This is a genomic window from Wenyingzhuangia gracilariae (genome assembly GCF_056387575.1).
The window spans coordinates 195,625-214,921 of sequence record NZ_CM150748.1; the positions used below are offsets into that span (position 1 = coordinate 195,625).

The window sequence follows — 19,297 nt, forward strand, 5'->3', positions numbered from 1 at the left end:
TCTAAAAAGAGATACTTATTGGTAATGCAAACTAATGCTGTTGCTATTTTGTCTAGTACAGGCAGTATTGTGTTTTGCAAATAGTTTAGTACACTTGTGTTTTTTATGAGATATGTGTTTTATATCGGGTAAGAAGGTTGGTATATTTTAAAATGAAGTGTGAATTATTGTAGTTGTGTTAATTTTTAATTTTTTTTGTGTATGAAGAATATAATTGTAATTAGTATATGGCTTTTAATTAGTTGTTCTCTATGGTCACAAGAGCTTACTGTTACGAGTATAAACAATATAACTTCTCCACAACATAGAGATCATATTGGTAATTGGTTTAGGGAAGATACTTTTAGCATTGTAGGAACTTATAGTCATACCGAAGAGGTAGAATCTGTTAAAATTAGATTGTTGACCTTTAAAAAAGGAACATGGACCCATCCTATAGATGTGTTTAATGTTGATTTGCCAACTCCTTATACAGGAGAAATAAATCATTCTTTGGTTGTTCCAAATAGCTATACATTGTCAGTAAATGAAGGTGAAAATGCAAACACACAAATTTTACAAGTAAATGTATCATTTGCCAACAATAGTTCTGTTTTGTACAATTATTATTTGTCTATTATACCACAAAGAGTTCCCGCTATAATAGATTTTGATAGTGTTTATAACAGTGCATCTGGAACCAATTTGGTTAACAATATAAATTCAGCCATTGCAAATGCGATAGAAGGGGATACGTTATTGTTTAAAAGTTCGGAATATAATTTTGATGGAAAATCGTTAAGCATTGATAAGCCTATTGTAATTACAGGAACAATTCCTAATAAGCAAGAGAATCATATAGGGGCTTACCAAGTTCATACGCTGTTTAACAATTTAAAGAATGTAACCTTAAAATCTGATGATATTACAATTTCTAACCTGGAGTTAAAAGCATATCCCACAACTAATTATGTGTTTACAAGAATATCTGGACCAACATACGGAAATGAAAATAACGGAGTGTATTATGATCAGATTAAGTTTACAAACGTTATTTTTACAGGAGGTAAAGTTCAAGTTTATGGAGGAAATGGAGCGGGAGTTGTTTTTCATCAAGTTTCCTTTTTAGATTTTAGTTCAGGGGGTTATTTTTTAAATCGAAAAGGAAGAATAAACACTGCTCCCAATTTTTTAATTGAAAAATCTTTTTTTAAGCCCAATTTTGAGGCTGTAAATTACAATGTAAGAGCAATTTCTTTAGATGCTGGTAATGACGAATATCCTGTTGTGTGGCATCAGAACCAAAGTACCATTGTAGATTGCATGTTAGATGGAACCGGTTTAGGAATCTCCTCTAAGTGTGCGTATGTAAATGTTAAAAACAATCATTTTAAAGGGTATAGAAAAGACGTTGATATGATTCATATAGAGGAATTTGGTCATCACTTTTTAATAGATGGAAATACTTTTGAACACATTAGTCCAGCACGCGGAATTTACATTGATAGAGAAACACAACAATGTCATGATATTACCATAACCAACAACAAATGGGTGGGCAAGTACGAGTGGATTATATCTGCCAATGCACCGTATAATTTAATTATGGAGAACAACGATTTTTCTGAAGCCTACGCAAACAATCCAAATTACAAAACAATAGATCTTACTTATGATCATGGAGGAGAAAGTACGTATTTAAAATACGAGCTTCCATCAACTGCTATTTCTTTTAAAAACAATACAGGGCTTACAGCTCAAAAAGATGGTGTTTTTGCCTATAAAATGCTGTCAGGAGACAATACTTTAGAAATTGATTATCCGGAAAGTAAAATTGAAAAATCTATTTTAACCCAAGCACCCAAGTCAATTATAAACACAGAAAAAAGTTATCGTATAAAGAATAAATCAAGTGGAGAATATCTTAGTGTTTCAGAACAAAACAGCAAAGTAACATTTACTAGTAATGTAGCTACAGACAATAGCGATGTATGGTTGTTAAGTTTTAAATATCCGTATTATCATAATATAAAAAATGTAGAAACAGGTAAATATTTAGAGGTTTACAGAGGGTATACTTTAGGAGATATTAATAATGGAACTACAGAAGATATATACGTTGAGCATGCATACAATTATACAACTACCGATGCCATTCCTTTTTGGTATTTTAGAGAACATTCTTTAAATGATCAAAAACAATACGAAATGTTTCCAGGTGGTAATGAAAGAAAATCTAGGGTTTTAAAAAAAGGAGATAACGCTCAAATAGAAATAGCAAGAGAAAACAATCAACCCAAAGCATATGAAGCGACTAGTTTGTGGATCTTAGAAGAGGTAGATAAAGGTTTGTCACATTCAAAAAAAATAGCAAACGACATAAAGGTTTCTTACAATGCAATTACCAAAGAAATTTACATTGCAGGTGTTCAAAATAAATGGATAGATGCAATGTTGTTAAGTAGTACAGGAGCAAAGGTAATGCATTTAAAAACTACAAATACTAAAGATGTTTTAACTTTAAATGTATCTAAACATAAACAAGGAGTGTATATATTAAAAACACAAGTAAACAACAAGCAGTCTACTATAAAAATAGCATTGTATTAAATAAAAAATAACTTTTTAAGTAAGAAAAATGAAATCTATAAAAACGTTAAAAATTGTTTCCCTATTTCTATTTGTTCATTTTGTTGTACAGGCTCAAAGCCCAACAGCGATTGATAAAAAATTAGAAAAAAACAAGATATGTTTTGCCTTGTATACAGTACACGAACAAACATTAAAATTAACCGCACAATTTTATCCTGTAAGGAACTACGACCCTTTTGAAGCTACATTGCAAATTAAAAACAATGGAAAATGGGAAACAGTTCAAGAAACTAGAATTCAATACCCAGGTTATACCGCACATTTTAGAATAGAAAATTGGGATGATACTCAAGAAAAAGAATATCGTGTAGTTTATAAAAAAAACAAGTTTTATACCGGAATTGTTAGAAAAAATCCAAAAGAGAAAGAAGAAATTATTATGGCAGCTTTTTCATGTTGGTCAATTTATGAAAGACATGGAGGACAAGGACCAGCAGATGATATTATTAACAATTTAAAAAAATTAAAGCCAGATGTTTTGTTTTTCTCAGGAGATCAATCTTATGATCATAGTGATCATTATGGGTATTGGTTAAAGTTTGGAGAAGTTTTTGGAGAAATTGTTAGAAATACACCAACCATTGTAATTCCAGATGATCATGACATAGGACAAGGGAATTTATGGGGTAATGGTGGAATTCCATCTAAAAATAGAGATGGGAATTACGGGGGGTACTACATGCCTGTAAATTATATAAAAGAAGTAGAACGTGCGCAAACCAGTCATTTGCCAGATCCGTATGATCCTACTCCTGTAGCCCAAGGAATAGGAGTGTATTATACAGATTACAAGTGGGGAGGAATGAGTTTTGCCATTTTAGAAGATCGTAAATTTAAATCGGGACCTAAAAGTGTACTGCCAAAAGGACGTGTTAACGATACACGTGAAATGGATGTAGAAGGGGCAACTTTATTAGGAAAAAGACAATTAGAATTTTTAGAACATTGGACTACTGATTGGAAAGATGCCGAAATGAAAGCTGTGTTGTCTCAAACAATTTTTGCAAATGTAACCACCCACTCACCAACCTTAGACAAAAAACAAAAATACAGTGTAGATTCTAACGGATGGCCACAAGCAGGAAGAAACAAAGCTCTGTCAGTAATTCGTAAAAGTTTTTCATGCATGATTGCTGGAGATCAACATTTAGGTTCTGTATTACATCATGGAATTGAAGAGTGGAACAATGCAGGATATTCTTTTGCCGTGCCTGCAGCTTCTAATTTTTGGATGCGTTGGTTTAAACCCGATGCTCCAGGAAAAAATCATGTTAAGGGAATGCCAGATTATACAGGAGAATATTTAGATGCGTTTCATAATAAAATGACAGTATTGGCAATTGCCAACCCAGAACATAAAGACAATACCGAAAAAGAAAACTTACTAAACGGTAGAGCTTCGGGTTATGGAATTATTCGTTTCAATAAAAACAATCGTCAAACTACTTACGAATGTTGGCCTAGAAATGTAGATATGTTTGCTCCTGATGCTAAGCCTTACAATGGTTGGCCTGTAACATTTCATCAAACAGATAATTTTAAAATTGCCAACGGATATGAGTTGCCAAGTATTAAGGTTTCTAAAGAAAATCAAGTTATAACGGTAAAAAATCAATATACCAAAGAGGTGGTTTCTTCTTTAAGAATTAAAGGAACTACCTATCAGCCTAAAGTAATGTATGCCGGTTCTTATACGGTTGAGGTAGGAGAAGGAAAAGAAAAGAAAATCTTTTATGAATTACAAGCAACTCCTAAGAACAAAAAATCAATTAAGGTAAAATTTTAAAAAAAATTACAAATGAAGTTAAAAAACATTTTAATAGCCTTTGTTATAGCCAATTTTTGTGTGTCTACACAAGCGCAACAACATTCATACGGACCACCAAAACCTCCTGTAGGAAAACGATGGGTAATGAATCCAGATTTTTCTGATGAGTTTAACGGAACAAAATTAGATGCTAGTAAATGGTACAATTATCATCCGAATTGGAAAGGAAGAGAGCCAGGTATTTTTCTACCTTCTCAGGTTTCTGTAAAAGATGGATATATGCAAATTCAAGGTAAAAAATTAGAAAAAGACACTTTGGTTAAAGCCTACGGAAGAACATTAAGATTTAATATTGCCGGAGGGGCTGTTGTGTCTAAAAAATCGGCTTTTTTAGGTTATTATGAATGTAGAGTAAAAGCTGCTGCCACTACTATGTCTACTACTTTTTGGTTTTCTACCAATGGGGTAGAAAAAGGACCTAATGGTTGCGATAAATATGGGCAAGAGTGGGATATTCAAGAATGTATTGGTAGGTCTGGAGATTTTCAAGGAAATCACTTTGCTAATGGAATGAATTCTAATGCACATTTTTGGTATACAGACTGTGATAAGAAAAAACACGATTTAAGAGCACCTGCAGTAAAATTTCATAATAAAGACGTTGCTTCTAAAGATTTTCATGTATATGGAGGTTGGTGGAGAGATGAAAAATCGGCAAGTTTTTATTATGACAATCAAGAGCCAAAACACATGAAATTCTATGACAAAATTGTAGACAAACCTTTTAACAGGCCTATGTACATGCGTTTGGTGTCAGAAACATATCCTTTTCCTTGGATAGAATTGCCTACCGACAAAGAATTGGCAGATCCAACCAAAAATACGGTTTATTACGATTGGGTAAGGGGGTACGATTTGGTAGATGTAACGAAGAAAAACATAGACCAATCTTATGAAATGAGTTTAAACTTGTATCACGAAACTGTAATTTTTCCACAAACAGAAATAGAAATATTTGATAAACAAAAAATTAAAATTCCATTTAGTTTTAAAGCTAATCAGAAAAGAACTATTTATTTAAAAATTTCTAAAACTACAGATAAGCTAAAAGAAAAGTGGGATGAAAAAATAGCTGAAAAACAAATAATAGTATATCCAGGTTATGGAGCTATGGAAATAGACATCAAACTAGATAAGGAATTGTCTAAAAAAGAAAGTTATAAAGTAGAGGCTTTTATTAGAGATGTACATGCAAGCAACAAACTTAAAGATGCTATAGAAGTAAGTACTATGTTTTTAAAGTTAAAGTAATTTTTAAAAGAAATACCTATATATGTTTTGTTTTTAGCTATATGTTACATTGCTTTTTAAAGCACCTGTCTACTTTAGCGGTTACTACTTATAAAAACAAAAAAATGAAACAGATATCAAGTGTTCTTTTTAAAGCTATTTTATTATTGATAGGTTTTGTTGCTCAAGCTCAAAAACAACAAAAACCAAATATTGTTTGGGTAATTACGGATGAACATAATTTTAGAACTTTAGGGTGTTATAGAGACTTAATGGATTCTGAGCAAGCGAAACAGTGGGGAGACAAAGTTGTAGAAACTCCTAATTTAGATTGGTTAGCAAGTAAAGGAGCTCTGTTTACAAGTATGTATGCAGCCTCTCCAGTATGTTCTCCCTCTAGGTCTAGTATGTTTACAGGTCAATATCCACACACGGTAAATATGCCTGTAAACAATAAAGTAATTGATAAAAGTTACCCTACCATTGCCAATATTTTAAACAAAGAAGGTTACAAAACAGGATATGTGGGCAAATGGCATTTAAGTGGAGAAAGTAAACCAGGGTGGGCTCCTGAAGCTAGTCATGGTTTTACAAACAATCGGTATATGTTTAATAGAGGACATTGGAAGGTGTTTGGAATGACGAATGATGGAGTTCCTTTTGTAGCTGCAAAAAATAAAAAAGGAGAACCTAGCTATGGAATGGTAGGAGCTAACGAAAAAACATACTCCACAGATTGGTTAATGGATAGAGCTATTGATTTTATTGATGAGCATAAAAAAGATCCTTTCTTTTGTGTGGTAAGTTTGCCAGAACCACATGGTCCAGATGCAGTTAGAGCTCCTTATGATACAATGTATAAAGACAATGTTTTTTCTATGCCTAGAACTTTTTTAGAGGCAAGAAATGAGCATTCTCCTAAATGGAGAAAGTTAGATAAAAAGGTAAACAATCCTAAAAAAATGCAAGATATGATTGCTACTTATTTTGGGTCAGTTAAATGTATAGATGATAATATAGGAAAGCTAATACAGTCTTTAAAGCAAAAAGGAATTTTAGAGAATACAATTATTATGTTTTCATCAGATCATGGGGACTTATTAGGAGAGCACAATCAAGTAAATAAAGGAGCTCCTTTTGAAGGTTCTGCCTTGATTCCATTTATAGTATATCACCAAAAATCTATAAAAGCAGGTACGGTTGTAAATACAGCGGTAAACAATACAGATTGGATGCCTACTTTTTTAAATATGGCAGGTGTAAAAAATCAACCAAAATCTGCAGGAAAAGATTTGTCTCCCTTATTAAAGAATCCGAACTTAAAAAACTGGGATGGTGTTACGTTTAGTAGAATTCATAATAGCTGGGTAGCGGCGATTTCAGACAGATATAAATTAGCAATTGATGTGTCTTCTAAATCTCAACCTTGGTTAATAGATATTAAAAATGACCCTGATGAATTGACAAATCACTACGGAGAAAAAGAATACAAAAGTGTTGCTGTAGAATTGGCTAAAAAATTAAAAGATTATGTTTATAGAGAGAATGATCCATTTAAAAACAATACCAATTTCATTAAAAAATTAGAGCAAGTAGTAGTTTACCAATAACAGCATTATATACTCGTTTTTTTAAAACTGCCTTTTTTCAAGGTAGTTTTGTTGTAAAAATTCCTTTTTACTTTTTGATGATAAGTTACTTGTATTGAGTGCTTTAGTAAACTTGTCTATGTTTTGTTGATGAGTTAATGATCAAAGAGATGTATCTTGGTTCTTTTTTTAACCATATGTAATCTTGTTTTGTATGTTTATTTTAATTTTTTTTAAATAAAATACTTATACTTGGTTTGTAGAATTGTGTCTTTTTGGGTTTGATTATTCCCTGTAAGCCAATTAAGATTTATAATAAAATAGATGTAGAAATAATTTAAAAATGATGAACAAGCAAACCATAAAAAGATTTGGGTTATTATCGGCAGTATTGGTGTTAATATGTAATGCTATCTATGCTCAACAAAGAGAGCACGATTTTAATTTTGATTGGAAATTCCAATTACAAAAAGGAACAGAAATTCCTAAAAATATTCCATTAAAAGATGATGGTTGGAGAGACATTCGTTTGCCTCATGATTGGAGTGTAGAGTTTTCTTTTGATAAAAAATTAGAAGGAGCAACAGGATATTTACCAGGAGGAGTAGGAGTTTATCAAAAACATTTTAAAACTCCAATAGATGTTAAAACTCAAAAAGCATATGTTTTGTTTGATGGTGTGTATAACAATGCAACCTTTTGGTTAAACGGACAAAAATTAGGAGAAAATCCTTACGGATATTCACCAACATATTTTGATTTGACCCAAAAATTAAAAACCGATGGTTCTGAAAATATATTAACAGTACATGTAGATCATTCTCGTTGTGCAGATAGCCGTTGGTACACAGGAAGTGGAATTTATAGAAAAGTAAAATTAATTACTGCAGATCATTTACACATTCCTATTTGGGGTACATATGTAACCACTCCAAAAATTACACAAGGAGAAGCTTCAGTAACATTGGAAACCAAGGTGAAAAACGATGGAAGAAAAAGAGCTAAGTTCACATTAGTTACTCAAATTATAGATGCCAAAGGAACTGTTGTTGCTACAGAAAAACGCAATGCAAGATTATCATCAGGAAAAGAAACAGCAATTACACAAAATTTAGAAGTTTTAAATCCTAAATTATGGGATTTAGACACTCCTAACATGTATAAGGCAGTTAGTAAAGTTCTGGCAAACAATAAAGTGGTAGATACCTACACAACACCTTTTGGTTTTAGAACCATAAAACACGATAAAGAACAAGGATTCTTCTTAAACGGAAAATCAACTTTTGTAAAAGGAGTGTGTATTCACCACGATGGTGGATTGGTTGGTACCGCTGTGCCTAAAGGAGTTTGGAAACGTAGATTGTTAGCTTTAAAACAAGCAGGAGTAAACGCAGTTCGTACGTCTCACAACCCATTTTCACAAGAATTTTATGATTTGTGTGATGAGTTAGGAATTTTAGTACAAGCAGAAATTTTTGATGAGTTTGACAATCCAAAAGACAAAAGATGGAACATGCAAGAACGTGAGCCAGATGCAATAACAGAAGGATATACCAATCATTTTCAAAAATGGGCTAAAAGCGATTTAACACGTTCTATGTTAAGAGATCGTAATCATCCATCAATTTTTGAGTGGAGTATAGGAAACGAAATTGAATGGACTTATGAACATTACAGACACGTAAGTGGTTTGTGGGATCCAGGAGCAAAAGGATACTGGAATCGTTTGCCAAATATTTCAGCCAAAGAAATGCAAGAACGTTATAAAAACTTACCTGACAGAAAGTACAAATTAACAGAAACTGCACAAAAATTGGCGAATTGGACTCGTGAAATAGACAACACAAGACCTGTTACAGCCAACTTAATTATTCCTGTAGCAAGTTTAGCATCAGGATATGCACAAACTTTAGATATTGTAGGGTTTAGTTACCAAGTAAATCAATACGATTGGAGTAAGAAAAACTACCCAGATTTGCACTTTACAGGAAACGAAAATGCTGGAACTTGGGAAGAATGGAATTCTATTATAGAAGATCCTATGATTTACAGTATGTACATGTGGACTGGAATTGACTATATGGGAGAAGCAAATAGAAAATGGCCAAACAAAGGATGGGATGGAGATATTTTAGACTTTGCTGGATTTAAAAAAGAAGGATGGGACCACTTTAAATCTATTTGGGTTAACAAACCACACGTTTCTTTAGGAACATATCCTGTAAAAGATTCTTTAATGGTAGATGATTTAAGCGGAAAAGTAAAAGTACAATCAGCTAAATTCTTAAAATGGAATAACAGCCGTGCTCAAAAGAACTGGAATTACAAAAAAGGAGAAACTGTAATTGTAGAAGTACCAACTAACTTACATAAAGTTGAATTGTTGTTAAACGGTAAATCTTTAGGATGGAGATCTTTAAGTGGAAGTCCTGATAGAATTTTACGTTGGGCAGTTCCTTTTGAACCAGGTACTTTAATAGCTAGAGGAGGATTTGATGGAAACGAAGTTGAATATGAATTGAAAACAACATCAGAGCCAGTAGCAATAAAATTAACTACAGATAAAACTAGCTTAGATGCCGATGGATATCAAGTAGCACATGTAATTGCACAATTGGTAGACAAAGACGGATTGAATGTTACTACAGAAAACGTTAAATTAACTTTTGATGTACAAGGAGATATTCGTGTTTTAGGGGTAGATAATGGAGCTTTAGATAACATACAAGATTATCAAACCAATAGTTTGGTAACCTCTAAAGGTCGTGCTTTGTTATTGGTACAATCTTTAAAAAACAAAAAAGGAGCTGTGGTTATAAAAGCAACATCGCCAAAACTAAAAAGTAATTTAGTAATGATTGAGGCTAAGTAAAATAAAATAAATGAAGAAGAACGGTATTTAAAACTTTACGTGTTTTAAATACCGTTTTTTTGATATTGAGCATAAGAAATAAATAAAAAAACATGAAAAAGACACCTGTAATTTATCTGTTTTTAGTTGCTTTTGTATGGAGTTTACAAGCGCAAAAAAATCCAAATGTTATTTTAATTTTAACAGATGATTTAGGAATTGGTGATTTAGGATGTCAAGGAAATCCGTGGTTAAAAACTCCAGAAATTGATGCGTTTTATGCACAATCTGTTAGAATGACCGATTTTCATGTAAGTCCACTTTGTACTCCTACTCGTGGAGCAATCATGACAGGACAATACCCAATTAACAATGGTACATGGGCCACTTTTAAAGGAAGAGACGGTTTGGCAGAAAACACCGTTACCATGGCCAATGTATTTAAAAACAATGGTTACAAAACAGCATTGTTTGGAAAATGGCATTTGGGAGATAATTATCCGTCTAGACCCACCGACCTTGGTTTTGATGAAGCCATTCATCACTTAGCAGGAGGAGTAGGAGAATTGTCTGATTATTGGGGAAATAGTTATTTTGATGATGTGTATTATAAAAATAACAAACCCAAACAATTTAAAGGATATTGTACCGATGTTTGGTTTGAGCAAACCACCAAATTCATCAAAAAAAACAAGAACAAACCGTTTTTTGTGTACTTACCAACCAATGCACCACACGATCCGTTAATTGTGGCTCCAAAATATGCAGCTCCTTATAAACACTTAGAAGGGAAAGAAATTATTAGTGCCAACTTATATGGGATGATTGCTAATATTGATGAAAATTTTGGAAAGTTTCAACGTTTTTTAGAAAAAGAAAATTTATCAGACAATACCATTCTTATTTTTATGAGTGATAATGGAACTCGTTTTGGATATAGTAATAATGGAAAGTTAGGATACAATAAAGGATATAGAGGAATTAAAGGTAGTAAAGAAGAAGGAGGTCATAGAGTACCTTTTTTTATTCGTTGGCCTAATGGAAAAATTCAAGGAGGTAAAGATGTTCAAAATTTAGCAGAACACGTAGACTTAATGCCAACATTGGCTGCTTTGTGTAATTTAGAAATTCCTAAAAACATGAAGTTAGATGGAAGAGATTTTTCATCAGTATTGTTTAATTCTAAAGCAAAACTACAAGACAAAATAGCTTTTGTTCACAACAATCAAGATTGGAGACCACCTAGTGATGTGGCCAAATCTTGTTTAATGAAAGGAAATTGGAGGTTGATCAACGGAACACAGTTATACAATGTAGAAAAAGATCCAAAACAACAAAATAATGTGTTTGATCAATATCCAGAAATTGTAAAACAACTGTTATATAATAACCAACAATTTGTAGAAAAAGCAAAACAAAATACAGCTTACAAAGAATTGCCATTTGCTGTTGTGGGAAACAAAGCACAAAAAGAAATAAAATTAACCATTCAACATGCTATTGGTGAAGATGGTGGAATTTGGAAACCAGAACAAGTTTCTGAAGGAGTTAAAAACAAAAACAATACGCATGCAATTTTTGTGGAAAAAAAAGGAGTTTATCAAATATCCTGTGCCAGATGGCCAAAAGAATGTTTAGGGCCAATTTTAGGAATACCATCAAAAAATCCTAAAAACTTATACAATTATAAAACCATTCATCCAGAAAAAGTTAGCATTAGTATTGCCAACCAAAAACATGAAAAAGTTATTGATGAAAAAGATACGATGGTAACTTTTACAGTAAAATTAACACCCGGTAAAACATTACTTACCACAGATTTTATTGAAGGTAAAGAAAAGTATGGAGTGTATTATACTTATGTGAAATTTATAAAATAGTTAAAAGACAAAATAAATGAATTATTTTCTTAAAAAAACAAAATGGAGTTTAGCAGCCATAATGGCTGTTGTATTTACAACTCATGCACAACAAGTAGATTTTTCTTTTCAAGATACGTCATTGCCTATAGATAAGCGTGTAGAAATATTAGTATCTCAAATGACTTTAGAAGAAAAAATAGAGCAGTTAAGAAATGGAGCACCTGCCATTCCACGTTTGCAAGTTCCAGATTATGATTGGTGGAATGAAGCTTTGCACGGTGTAGCACGTAACGGAAAGGCTACTGTATTTCCTCAAGGAATTGGAATAGGAGCTACTTTTGATCCAGATTTGGCCGAGCGTGTAGCTTCTGCAATTTCTACCGAAGCAAGAGCCAAATACATTATTTCTCAAAAACATGGCAACCATAGCAAATATGCGGGGTTAACCTTTTGGACTCCTAACGTAAATATATTTAGAGATCCACGTTGGGGAAGAGGACAAGAAACCTATGGAGAAGATCCTTTGTTGACCTCTAAAATAGGAATTGCATTTGTAAAAGGTTTGCAAGGAAATGATCCTAATTATTTAAAATCGGCTGCATGTGCAAAACATTTTGCAGTGCATTCTGGACCAGAAAGTATGAGACATCACTTTAACGCAGAACCCACCCAACAAGATTTGTACGAAACATATATGCCCGCTTTTGAAGCTTTGGTAAAAGAAGCCAAAGTAGAAGGGGTAATGGCAGCCTACAATGCTGTGTATGGAAAACCTGCTGCGGCTAGTGATTTTTTATTACAAGACGTGTTAAGGGACGAGTGGAATTTTGATGGATATATTACTTCTGATTGTGGAGCCATTAGTGGAATTTCTAACAAATTAAAATATGTAAAAACTCCTGTAGAAGCAGCTGCCGTTGCTTTAAAAGCGGGAACCAACTTAAATTGTGGAGGTACGTATAAGAATTTGAAAAAAGCAATAGACAAAGGTTTAATTACTGAAGAATTAGTTCATAACAGAACCAAGCAGTTGTTTAAAACTCGTTTTAGACTGGGAATGTTTGATAAGTCAAACACAAATCCATATTTAAACGTTGGACCAGAACATATTCACAGTAAAGAACATATTGCTTTGGCTAGAGAAGCAGCACAAAAATCAATTGTATTGTTAAAAAACAAAAACAATACATTGCCTATTTCTAAAGATGTTAAAGTGCCTTATGTAACAGGACCTTTTGCCAATTCATCAGATGTGTTAATGGGGAGTTACTACGGAATTAGTCCAGGAATAGTTACTGTGTTGGCAGGTATTGCAGATGCAGTATCGTTAAGTTCATCATTAAATTATAGAAGTGGAGCTTTGCCATTTCATAAAAACATCAACCCCAAAAACTGGGCACCTAATGTAGCTGCAGAATCTGATGTGACTATATGTGTTGTAGGTTTGTCTGCCGATAGAGAAGGAGAAGAGGTAGATGCAATTGCTGCTGAGTATGTAGGAGATAAAATTGATTTGAAATTACCACAAAATCAAATTGATTATGTACAAACAATGGCAAAAAAGAAAAAAGGGCCTTTGGTATTAGTAATTGCAAGTGGTAGCCCTGTTTCTTTAGAAGGAATAGAAGAACATTGTGATGCGATTGTACAAATGTGGTATCCTGGAGAGCAAGGAGGAACTGCGGTTGCAGATGTGTTGTTTGGAGATATTTCTCCTTCGGGACACTTACCGATTACGTTTCCAAAAAATGTAGCACAATTACCACCTTATGAAGATTATTCTATGAAAGGTCGTACTTATAAATACATGACAGAAGAACCTATGTTTCCTTTTGGTTTTGGATTGACATATTCTAAAATAGAAATTAAAAATTTAGAATTAAGCTCATCAAAATTAAGAAAAAAACAAAATTTAGTAGTTAATGTAGAAATAGCCAATGTTGGAAATTATGATATTGAAGAAGTGGTACAGTTGTATATAAGTCCTGTAAAAAATACAGAAAATTTACCTTTACAAAGTTTAAAGGCTTTTCAAAGAATTTCTTTGCCAAAAGGAACTACAAAAAAAGTCACTTTTACTTTAAAACCAGAAGAACTGAAAGTAGTAAATACCAAAGGGGAAAAAGTCTGGAAAAAAGGAGCTTATAAAATTATAGTAGGTAACGCATCGCCAAGTAAGCAAAGTGTAAAGTTAGGAGCAGCAATACCACAAGAGCAAATTATAAATTTAAAATAATTAAATATGAAATCGTTTTTTAAGGTTGCAATAATTTTTATTTTTTCAATTGCAAACGTTTCATTATTTGGAGCTTATAAATTGCCAAAACCACCAAATGTAATTGTAATTCTTACAGATGATCAAGGAATTGGAGATTTGGCTTGTCAAGGAAATCCATGGATTAAAACACCGCATATAGATTCATTTTACAAGCAATCAGTTCGTTTTACAGATTTTCATGTAAGTCCTTTGTGTGCACCAACAAGAGGGGCTATTATGACAGGTAGATACCCAATAAACAATGGAGTTTGGGCAACTTACAAAGGAAGAGATTTGTTAAGCGAGGGAGCTCCTACAATGGCCACAGTCTTTAAAAAGAATGGTTATAAAACAGGTATGTTTGGGAAATGGCATTTAGGAGATAACTATCCAACAAGACCTACAGATTCTGGTTTTGATGTTGTAGTACAACACAAGGCAGGTGGAGTAGGAGAATTATCGGACTATTGGGGAAATAGCTATTTTGATGACATGTACTACGTAAATAATCAACCCAAACAATTTGAAGGTTATTGTACAGATGTTTGGTTTGATGAAACCATGAAATTTATAGATCAAAATAAAGAAACTCCTTTTTTTGTGTATTTGCCTACCAATGCACCACACAGCCCATTAATTGTAGATCCTAAATATGCAGCTCCTTATCAGCATTTAGAAGGAACAAAAATTCCAAGTGCTAATTTTTATGGAATGATTGCCAATATTGATGAAAATTTTGGAAAGTTAGAATCTTTTTTAAAAGATAAAAATTTGTTAGAGAATACCATTGTTATTTTTATGACAGATAATGGTTCTGGTACAGGGGTTAGTAAAGATGGAAAATTAGGATACAATAAAGGGTTTAGAGGAAAAAAAGGATTTAAAACAGAAGGTGGCCATAGGGTTCCTTTTTTTATTCGTTGGCCAAATGGAAACATTCAAGGAGGAAAAGATATAGACGATTTAACAGCACACATAGATTTGTTGCCTACACTTGCTAGTTTGTGTGATTTAGAGCTTCCTAAGAATCTAAAATTAGATGGAGTTGATTTTTCGTGCTTGTTTAAAAATAAGAAAGAAAAATTAAATGATAGAACATTGTTTATTCATCATAGACAAGATTGGAGACCTCCAAAAGATGAAGATGAAACTTGTTTAATGAAAGGAAAATGGAGATTGGTTAATGGTAAAGCATTGTACAATGTAGAACAAGATGCTTTTCAGAAAAACGATGTAGCTAAAGAATATCCTAAAATTGTCAAATCGTTTTTAAATGACAATCAACGGTTTTTAAAAATAGCAAAAACAGGATCTGAATACCAACAATTTCCTGTAAATGTAATTGGTAATAAACAACAAAAAACCATCAAATTAACTATTCAACACGCTATTGGAGAAGACAAAGGTATTTGGAAAGCAGAACAGGTAGCTGCGGGAATGAAAAACACGAACAACACCCATGCAATAAAGGTAGATAAAGCAGGTGTTTATAAAATTTCTTGCAGAAGATGGCCTAAAGAATGTTCTGGACCTATTTTGGGAATTCCTAAAGAAAATCCTAAAAATTTATTTACATACAAAACTATTTCTCCTCAAAAAGTTAGAATACAATTGGCCAATCAAATGTTGGAAAAAGAAATTCAAGAAAATCAGGAAGAAGTAGTATTTCGTGTGTTTTTAGAAAAAGGTAAAACTTTATTAGTAACAGATTTTATTGAGGGAACTAAAAAATATGGTGTTTATTATACTTATATAGAATTGGTTCAATAATTAGTTTAACAACAGCTTTTTATAATATTTAAATTTTAAAATAAAATATGATTCAAAAAAAAATATCAATTACAGTAGCATTACTAAGTTTTATGACAGTGACTTGTTTTGCTCAAAAAAAGAAAAATATTGTATTTCTTTTTGCAGATGATGCAGGATATCACGATTTTGGTTTTCAGGGAAGTAAAACATTTCCTACTCCTAATCTAGACAAATTAGCCCAAGAGGGAATGGTGTTTAAACAAGCGTATACAACAGCAGCCGTTTGTGGTCCTTCTAGAGCAGGCTTGTTAACCGGTAGGTACCAACAACGTTTTGGTTTTGAAGAAAACAATGTACCAGGTTATATGAGTAAATCTTCTAAATTGTTAGGAGATGAAATGGGAATGCCTTTGGAAGAAAAAACCATGGGAGATTATTTAGGAAAATTGGGTTATCAATCCATTGTGTTGGGTAAATGGCACATGGGAAATGCAGATAAATACCATCCTTTAAAGAGAGGATTTACAGAGTTTTATGGATTTAGAGGGGGAGCAAGAAGTTTTTATCCTTTAACCCAAAAACAAGCAGCAGATAAACCTGAAGATAGATTGGAAATTGGGTATAAAAAATACCAAGAACCTAAAAAATATTTAACGTATGACTTGGCCGATGCAGCTTGTGATTTTATAGACAGAAATAAAAAGAAACCTTTTTTTATGTACGTTTCTTTCAATGCAGTACATTCACCTATGCAAGCAACTCCAGAAGATTTAGCTAAAATAAAAGGGTTAACAGGAAAAAGAAAAGTATTAGCAGCGATGACTTTGGCTTTAGACAAAGCTTGTGGACAAATTTTAGAAAAATTAAAAAAAGAAGGTTTAGAAAACAATACACTAATTGTATTTTCTAATGACAATGGAGGTCCTGATGGAACACATACTTGCAACTATCCTTTAAGTGGGTGTAAATCTAACAACCTAGAAGGTGGAATAAGAGTTCCTTTTGTAATGAAATTACCTAAAGTAATTCAACCAGGAACGGAATACAATCAACCAATTAGTACCTTAGATTTGTTACCCACATTTGTAAATGTTGCAGGGGGGAATGCCTCTAAAATTAAAAATTTAGATGGGGTAGACTTAATGCCATACATTACTCAAAAGAACACTAACAGACCTCACGAATTGTTGTATTGGAAAAAAGAAAACCGAGGAATTGTAAGAAAAGGAGATTGGAAGTTATTGCGTTTTCCTGACCGTCCAGCTGAACTGTATAAAATAACTGAAGATGAGGGAGAAAATAACAACTTAGCTTATGAGCATCCAGAAAAGGTAAAAGAACTGTTTAAAGATTTGTTTGCTTGGGAAGGAGAATTAGAAAGACCATTGTTTATGTTAAAACGCCTTTATGAAGTAAATGCAATGAAACGTATGGATGACAAAAGAACTCCTGTTTTAGATGTGGTAGAGTAATGTAAATGACTTATTTACCATAAAAAACTCCTTGATAATTGATAAATTACCAAGGAGTTTTTTTTTTAGACTAAAATCAGGGTTCTCCCCTTTAAAGAAGACAATATTCTACCTTTTTATAAAGATACCTTGTGTAAATTCACGTTTAGTTTTTTAGCAGATGTGTCTAATTGAAAAAAAATAAAATTTAAATGAAAAGTCGTTTCTTAAGTCTAGTAGTTGTAATTACTAGTTGTATTTTCTTGTTTACAGTGTCTTTAAATGCTCAACAACCCAATATTGTTATTATTTATGCTGATGATATGGGCTATGGAGATTTAAATTGTCAAAATCCACATTCTAAAATTTCAACCCCCAACTTAGATAAACTTGCAGCTAGTGGAATGCGATTTACAGATGCACATAGTTCTTCGGGAATTTGTACACCTAGCCGTTTTGCTTTGTTAACAGGACAATACCATTGGAGAAGAGGTCACGGAATTGTAAATAGTTTTGGAAAACCTTATTTTAAAAATACAGATGTTACGCTGCCTCAAATCTTAAAACAAAAAGGATACAAAACCGCTTGTATTGGTAAATGGCATTTGGGTTGGGATTGGGAAATAAATCCCGAGGAACCCAAACATGATGTGGTTGTGTTTGGTAAGAAAAAGAAAGCCATGAGTCACAAAGCGATCAACTGGACTAAGCCGATTAAAGGAGGGCCTTTAGCCAGAGGGTTTGATTATTATTTTGGAGATGGAACTATTAATTTTCCTCCTTATTGTTTTATAGAAAATGACAAAGTGGTAGAAGCTCCTTCAACTTTGTTAGATTTAAAAGGAATGAAAACTGCAGAAGGACATTGGGAATTTAGACCAGGGCCTATGGTGAAAAATTGGAATCCTTATCAAGTTTTACCAACATTAAAAACCAAAACTAAGGAATGGATAAAGAAGCAAAAGAAAAAAGATCCTTTCTTTTTGTATTTGGCTTTACCATCACCCCACGCACCAATTATTCCAAACAAAGAATTTATAGGAACCTCTAAAGCGGGTGGTTATGGAGATTGGGTAGTACAAACAGATGCTGTTGTAGGAGAAGTCTTAAAAGAATTAAAAGATAATGGGTATGATGAGAATACGCTTGTTATTTTTACAGCAGACAATGGCCCTGAAAGATATGCTATGGCTCGAGCAGAAAAATATGGACATTATAGCACAGGAGATTTTAGAGGAGTAAAAAGAGATGTTTGGGAGGGAGGTCATCATGTTCCGTTTATTGTTTCTTGGCCAAATAAAATTAAAGCAGGAACAGTTTCTAATGAGGTCATTTCTCAAGTAGATATAATGGCTACGTTGGCAGAAATTACGAACATTAATCTACCCAAAAATGCTGCCCCAGATAGTTACAGCCTAAAACCATTGTGGTATGGGGAATCTTATCAAAAACCATTGAGAGAGGCTACAGTTCACAATACTTATAAAAATAAATGGGGAATTCGTAAAGGAGATTGGTTGTATATCAACCATAACAATGGGGCAGGCTCCAAACCTTTAACTAAAGAATACAATCAATTAAGAGGTTACACCACTTTTAATACCAAAGGTTTGTTGTTTAACATGAAAAATGATTGGGGACAACGTGTAAACTTGTACGAGAAATATCCAGATAAAATTAAAGAGATGGAAGCTTTGTTAACCACCTATAGAAAGCAAGGGTATTCTGTAAAAAGATAATTGATTGTTGTAACTAAATAATTATGCTGGTTGAATTTTTCTACGTTGTTTGATGAAGATAAAAGGAAAAGTAGAGTAAAAGAATGTTAAAACCATATGTTTCTTAT

General features: G+C 32.8%; 10 protein-coding genes. All 10 read left to right on the top strand.

What is annotated here, in order from left to right; genetic code table 11:
- Positions 1 to 201: 201 nt before the first annotated feature.
- The 10 genes from ACY2IJ_RS00760 (at position 202) to ACY2IJ_RS00805 (ending at position 19,190) form a co-directional block, all read left to right on the top strand.
- Positions 202 to 2,589, top strand: a complete 2,388-nt coding sequence (locus tag ACY2IJ_RS00760) for an RICIN domain-containing protein (RefSeq protein ID WP_476725253.1) — start codon at positions 202 to 204, stop codon at positions 2,587 to 2,589.
- A gap of 28 nt (positions 2,590 to 2,617) precedes the next feature.
- Positions 2,618 to 4,417 carry a metallophosphoesterase family protein gene (locus ACY2IJ_RS00765; RefSeq protein ID WP_476725254.1) on the top strand — a complete coding sequence of 600 codons (1,800 nt, stop codon included), beginning with the start codon at positions 2,618 to 2,620 and terminating at the stop codon, positions 4,415 to 4,417.
- 12 nt (positions 4,418 to 4,429) lie between these two features.
- Positions 4,430 to 5,710 (top strand): family 16 glycosylhydrolase, encoded by a 1,281-nt coding sequence (locus ACY2IJ_RS00770; RefSeq protein WP_476725255.1) that lies wholly within the window; start codon positions 4,430 to 4,432, stop codon positions 5,708 to 5,710.
- Positions 5,711 to 5,814: 104 nt separating this feature from the next.
- Positions 5,815 to 7,299 carry a sulfatase-like hydrolase/transferase gene (locus ACY2IJ_RS00775; RefSeq protein ID WP_476725256.1) on the top strand — a complete coding sequence of 495 codons (1,485 nt, stop codon included), beginning with the start codon at positions 5,815 to 5,817 and terminating at the stop codon, positions 7,297 to 7,299.
- 322 nt (positions 7,300 to 7,621) lie between these two features.
- The gene (locus ACY2IJ_RS00780; RefSeq protein ID WP_476725257.1) at positions 7,622 to 10,150 is read left to right on the top strand and encodes a glycoside hydrolase family 2 TIM barrel-domain containing protein; all 2,529 of its coding nucleotides are present in this window, start codon (positions 7,622 to 7,624) and stop codon (positions 10,148 to 10,150) included.
- A 92-nt stretch (positions 10,151 to 10,242) separates the two neighbouring features.
- On the top strand, positions 10,243 to 12,009 hold the full coding sequence (locus ACY2IJ_RS00785) for an arylsulfatase (RefSeq protein WP_476725258.1): 1,767 nt from the start codon (positions 10,243 to 10,245) through the stop codon (positions 12,007 to 12,009).
- 16 nt (positions 12,010 to 12,025) lie between these two features.
- Positions 12,026 to 14,227 carry a glycoside hydrolase family 3 C-terminal domain-containing protein gene (locus ACY2IJ_RS00790; protein ID WP_476725259.1) on the top strand — a complete coding sequence of 734 codons (2,202 nt, stop codon included), beginning with the start codon at positions 12,026 to 12,028 and terminating at the stop codon, positions 14,225 to 14,227.
- 6 nt (positions 14,228 to 14,233) lie between these two features.
- On the top strand, positions 14,234 to 16,018 hold the full coding sequence (locus tag ACY2IJ_RS00795; RefSeq protein WP_476725260.1) for an arylsulfatase: 1,785 nt from the start codon (positions 14,234 to 14,236) through the stop codon (positions 16,016 to 16,018).
- A 47-nt stretch (positions 16,019 to 16,065) separates the two neighbouring features.
- Positions 16,066 to 17,472, top strand: a complete 1,407-nt coding sequence (locus ACY2IJ_RS00800; RefSeq protein ID WP_476725261.1) for a sulfatase — start codon at positions 16,066 to 16,068, stop codon at positions 17,470 to 17,472.
- A gap of 191 nt (positions 17,473 to 17,663) precedes the next feature.
- Positions 17,664 to 19,190, top strand: coding sequence for a sulfatase family protein (locus ACY2IJ_RS00805; protein ID WP_476725262.1), 1,527 nt, complete (start codon positions 17,664 to 17,666; stop codon positions 19,188 to 19,190).
- Positions 19,191 to 19,297 lie beyond the last annotated feature (107 nt).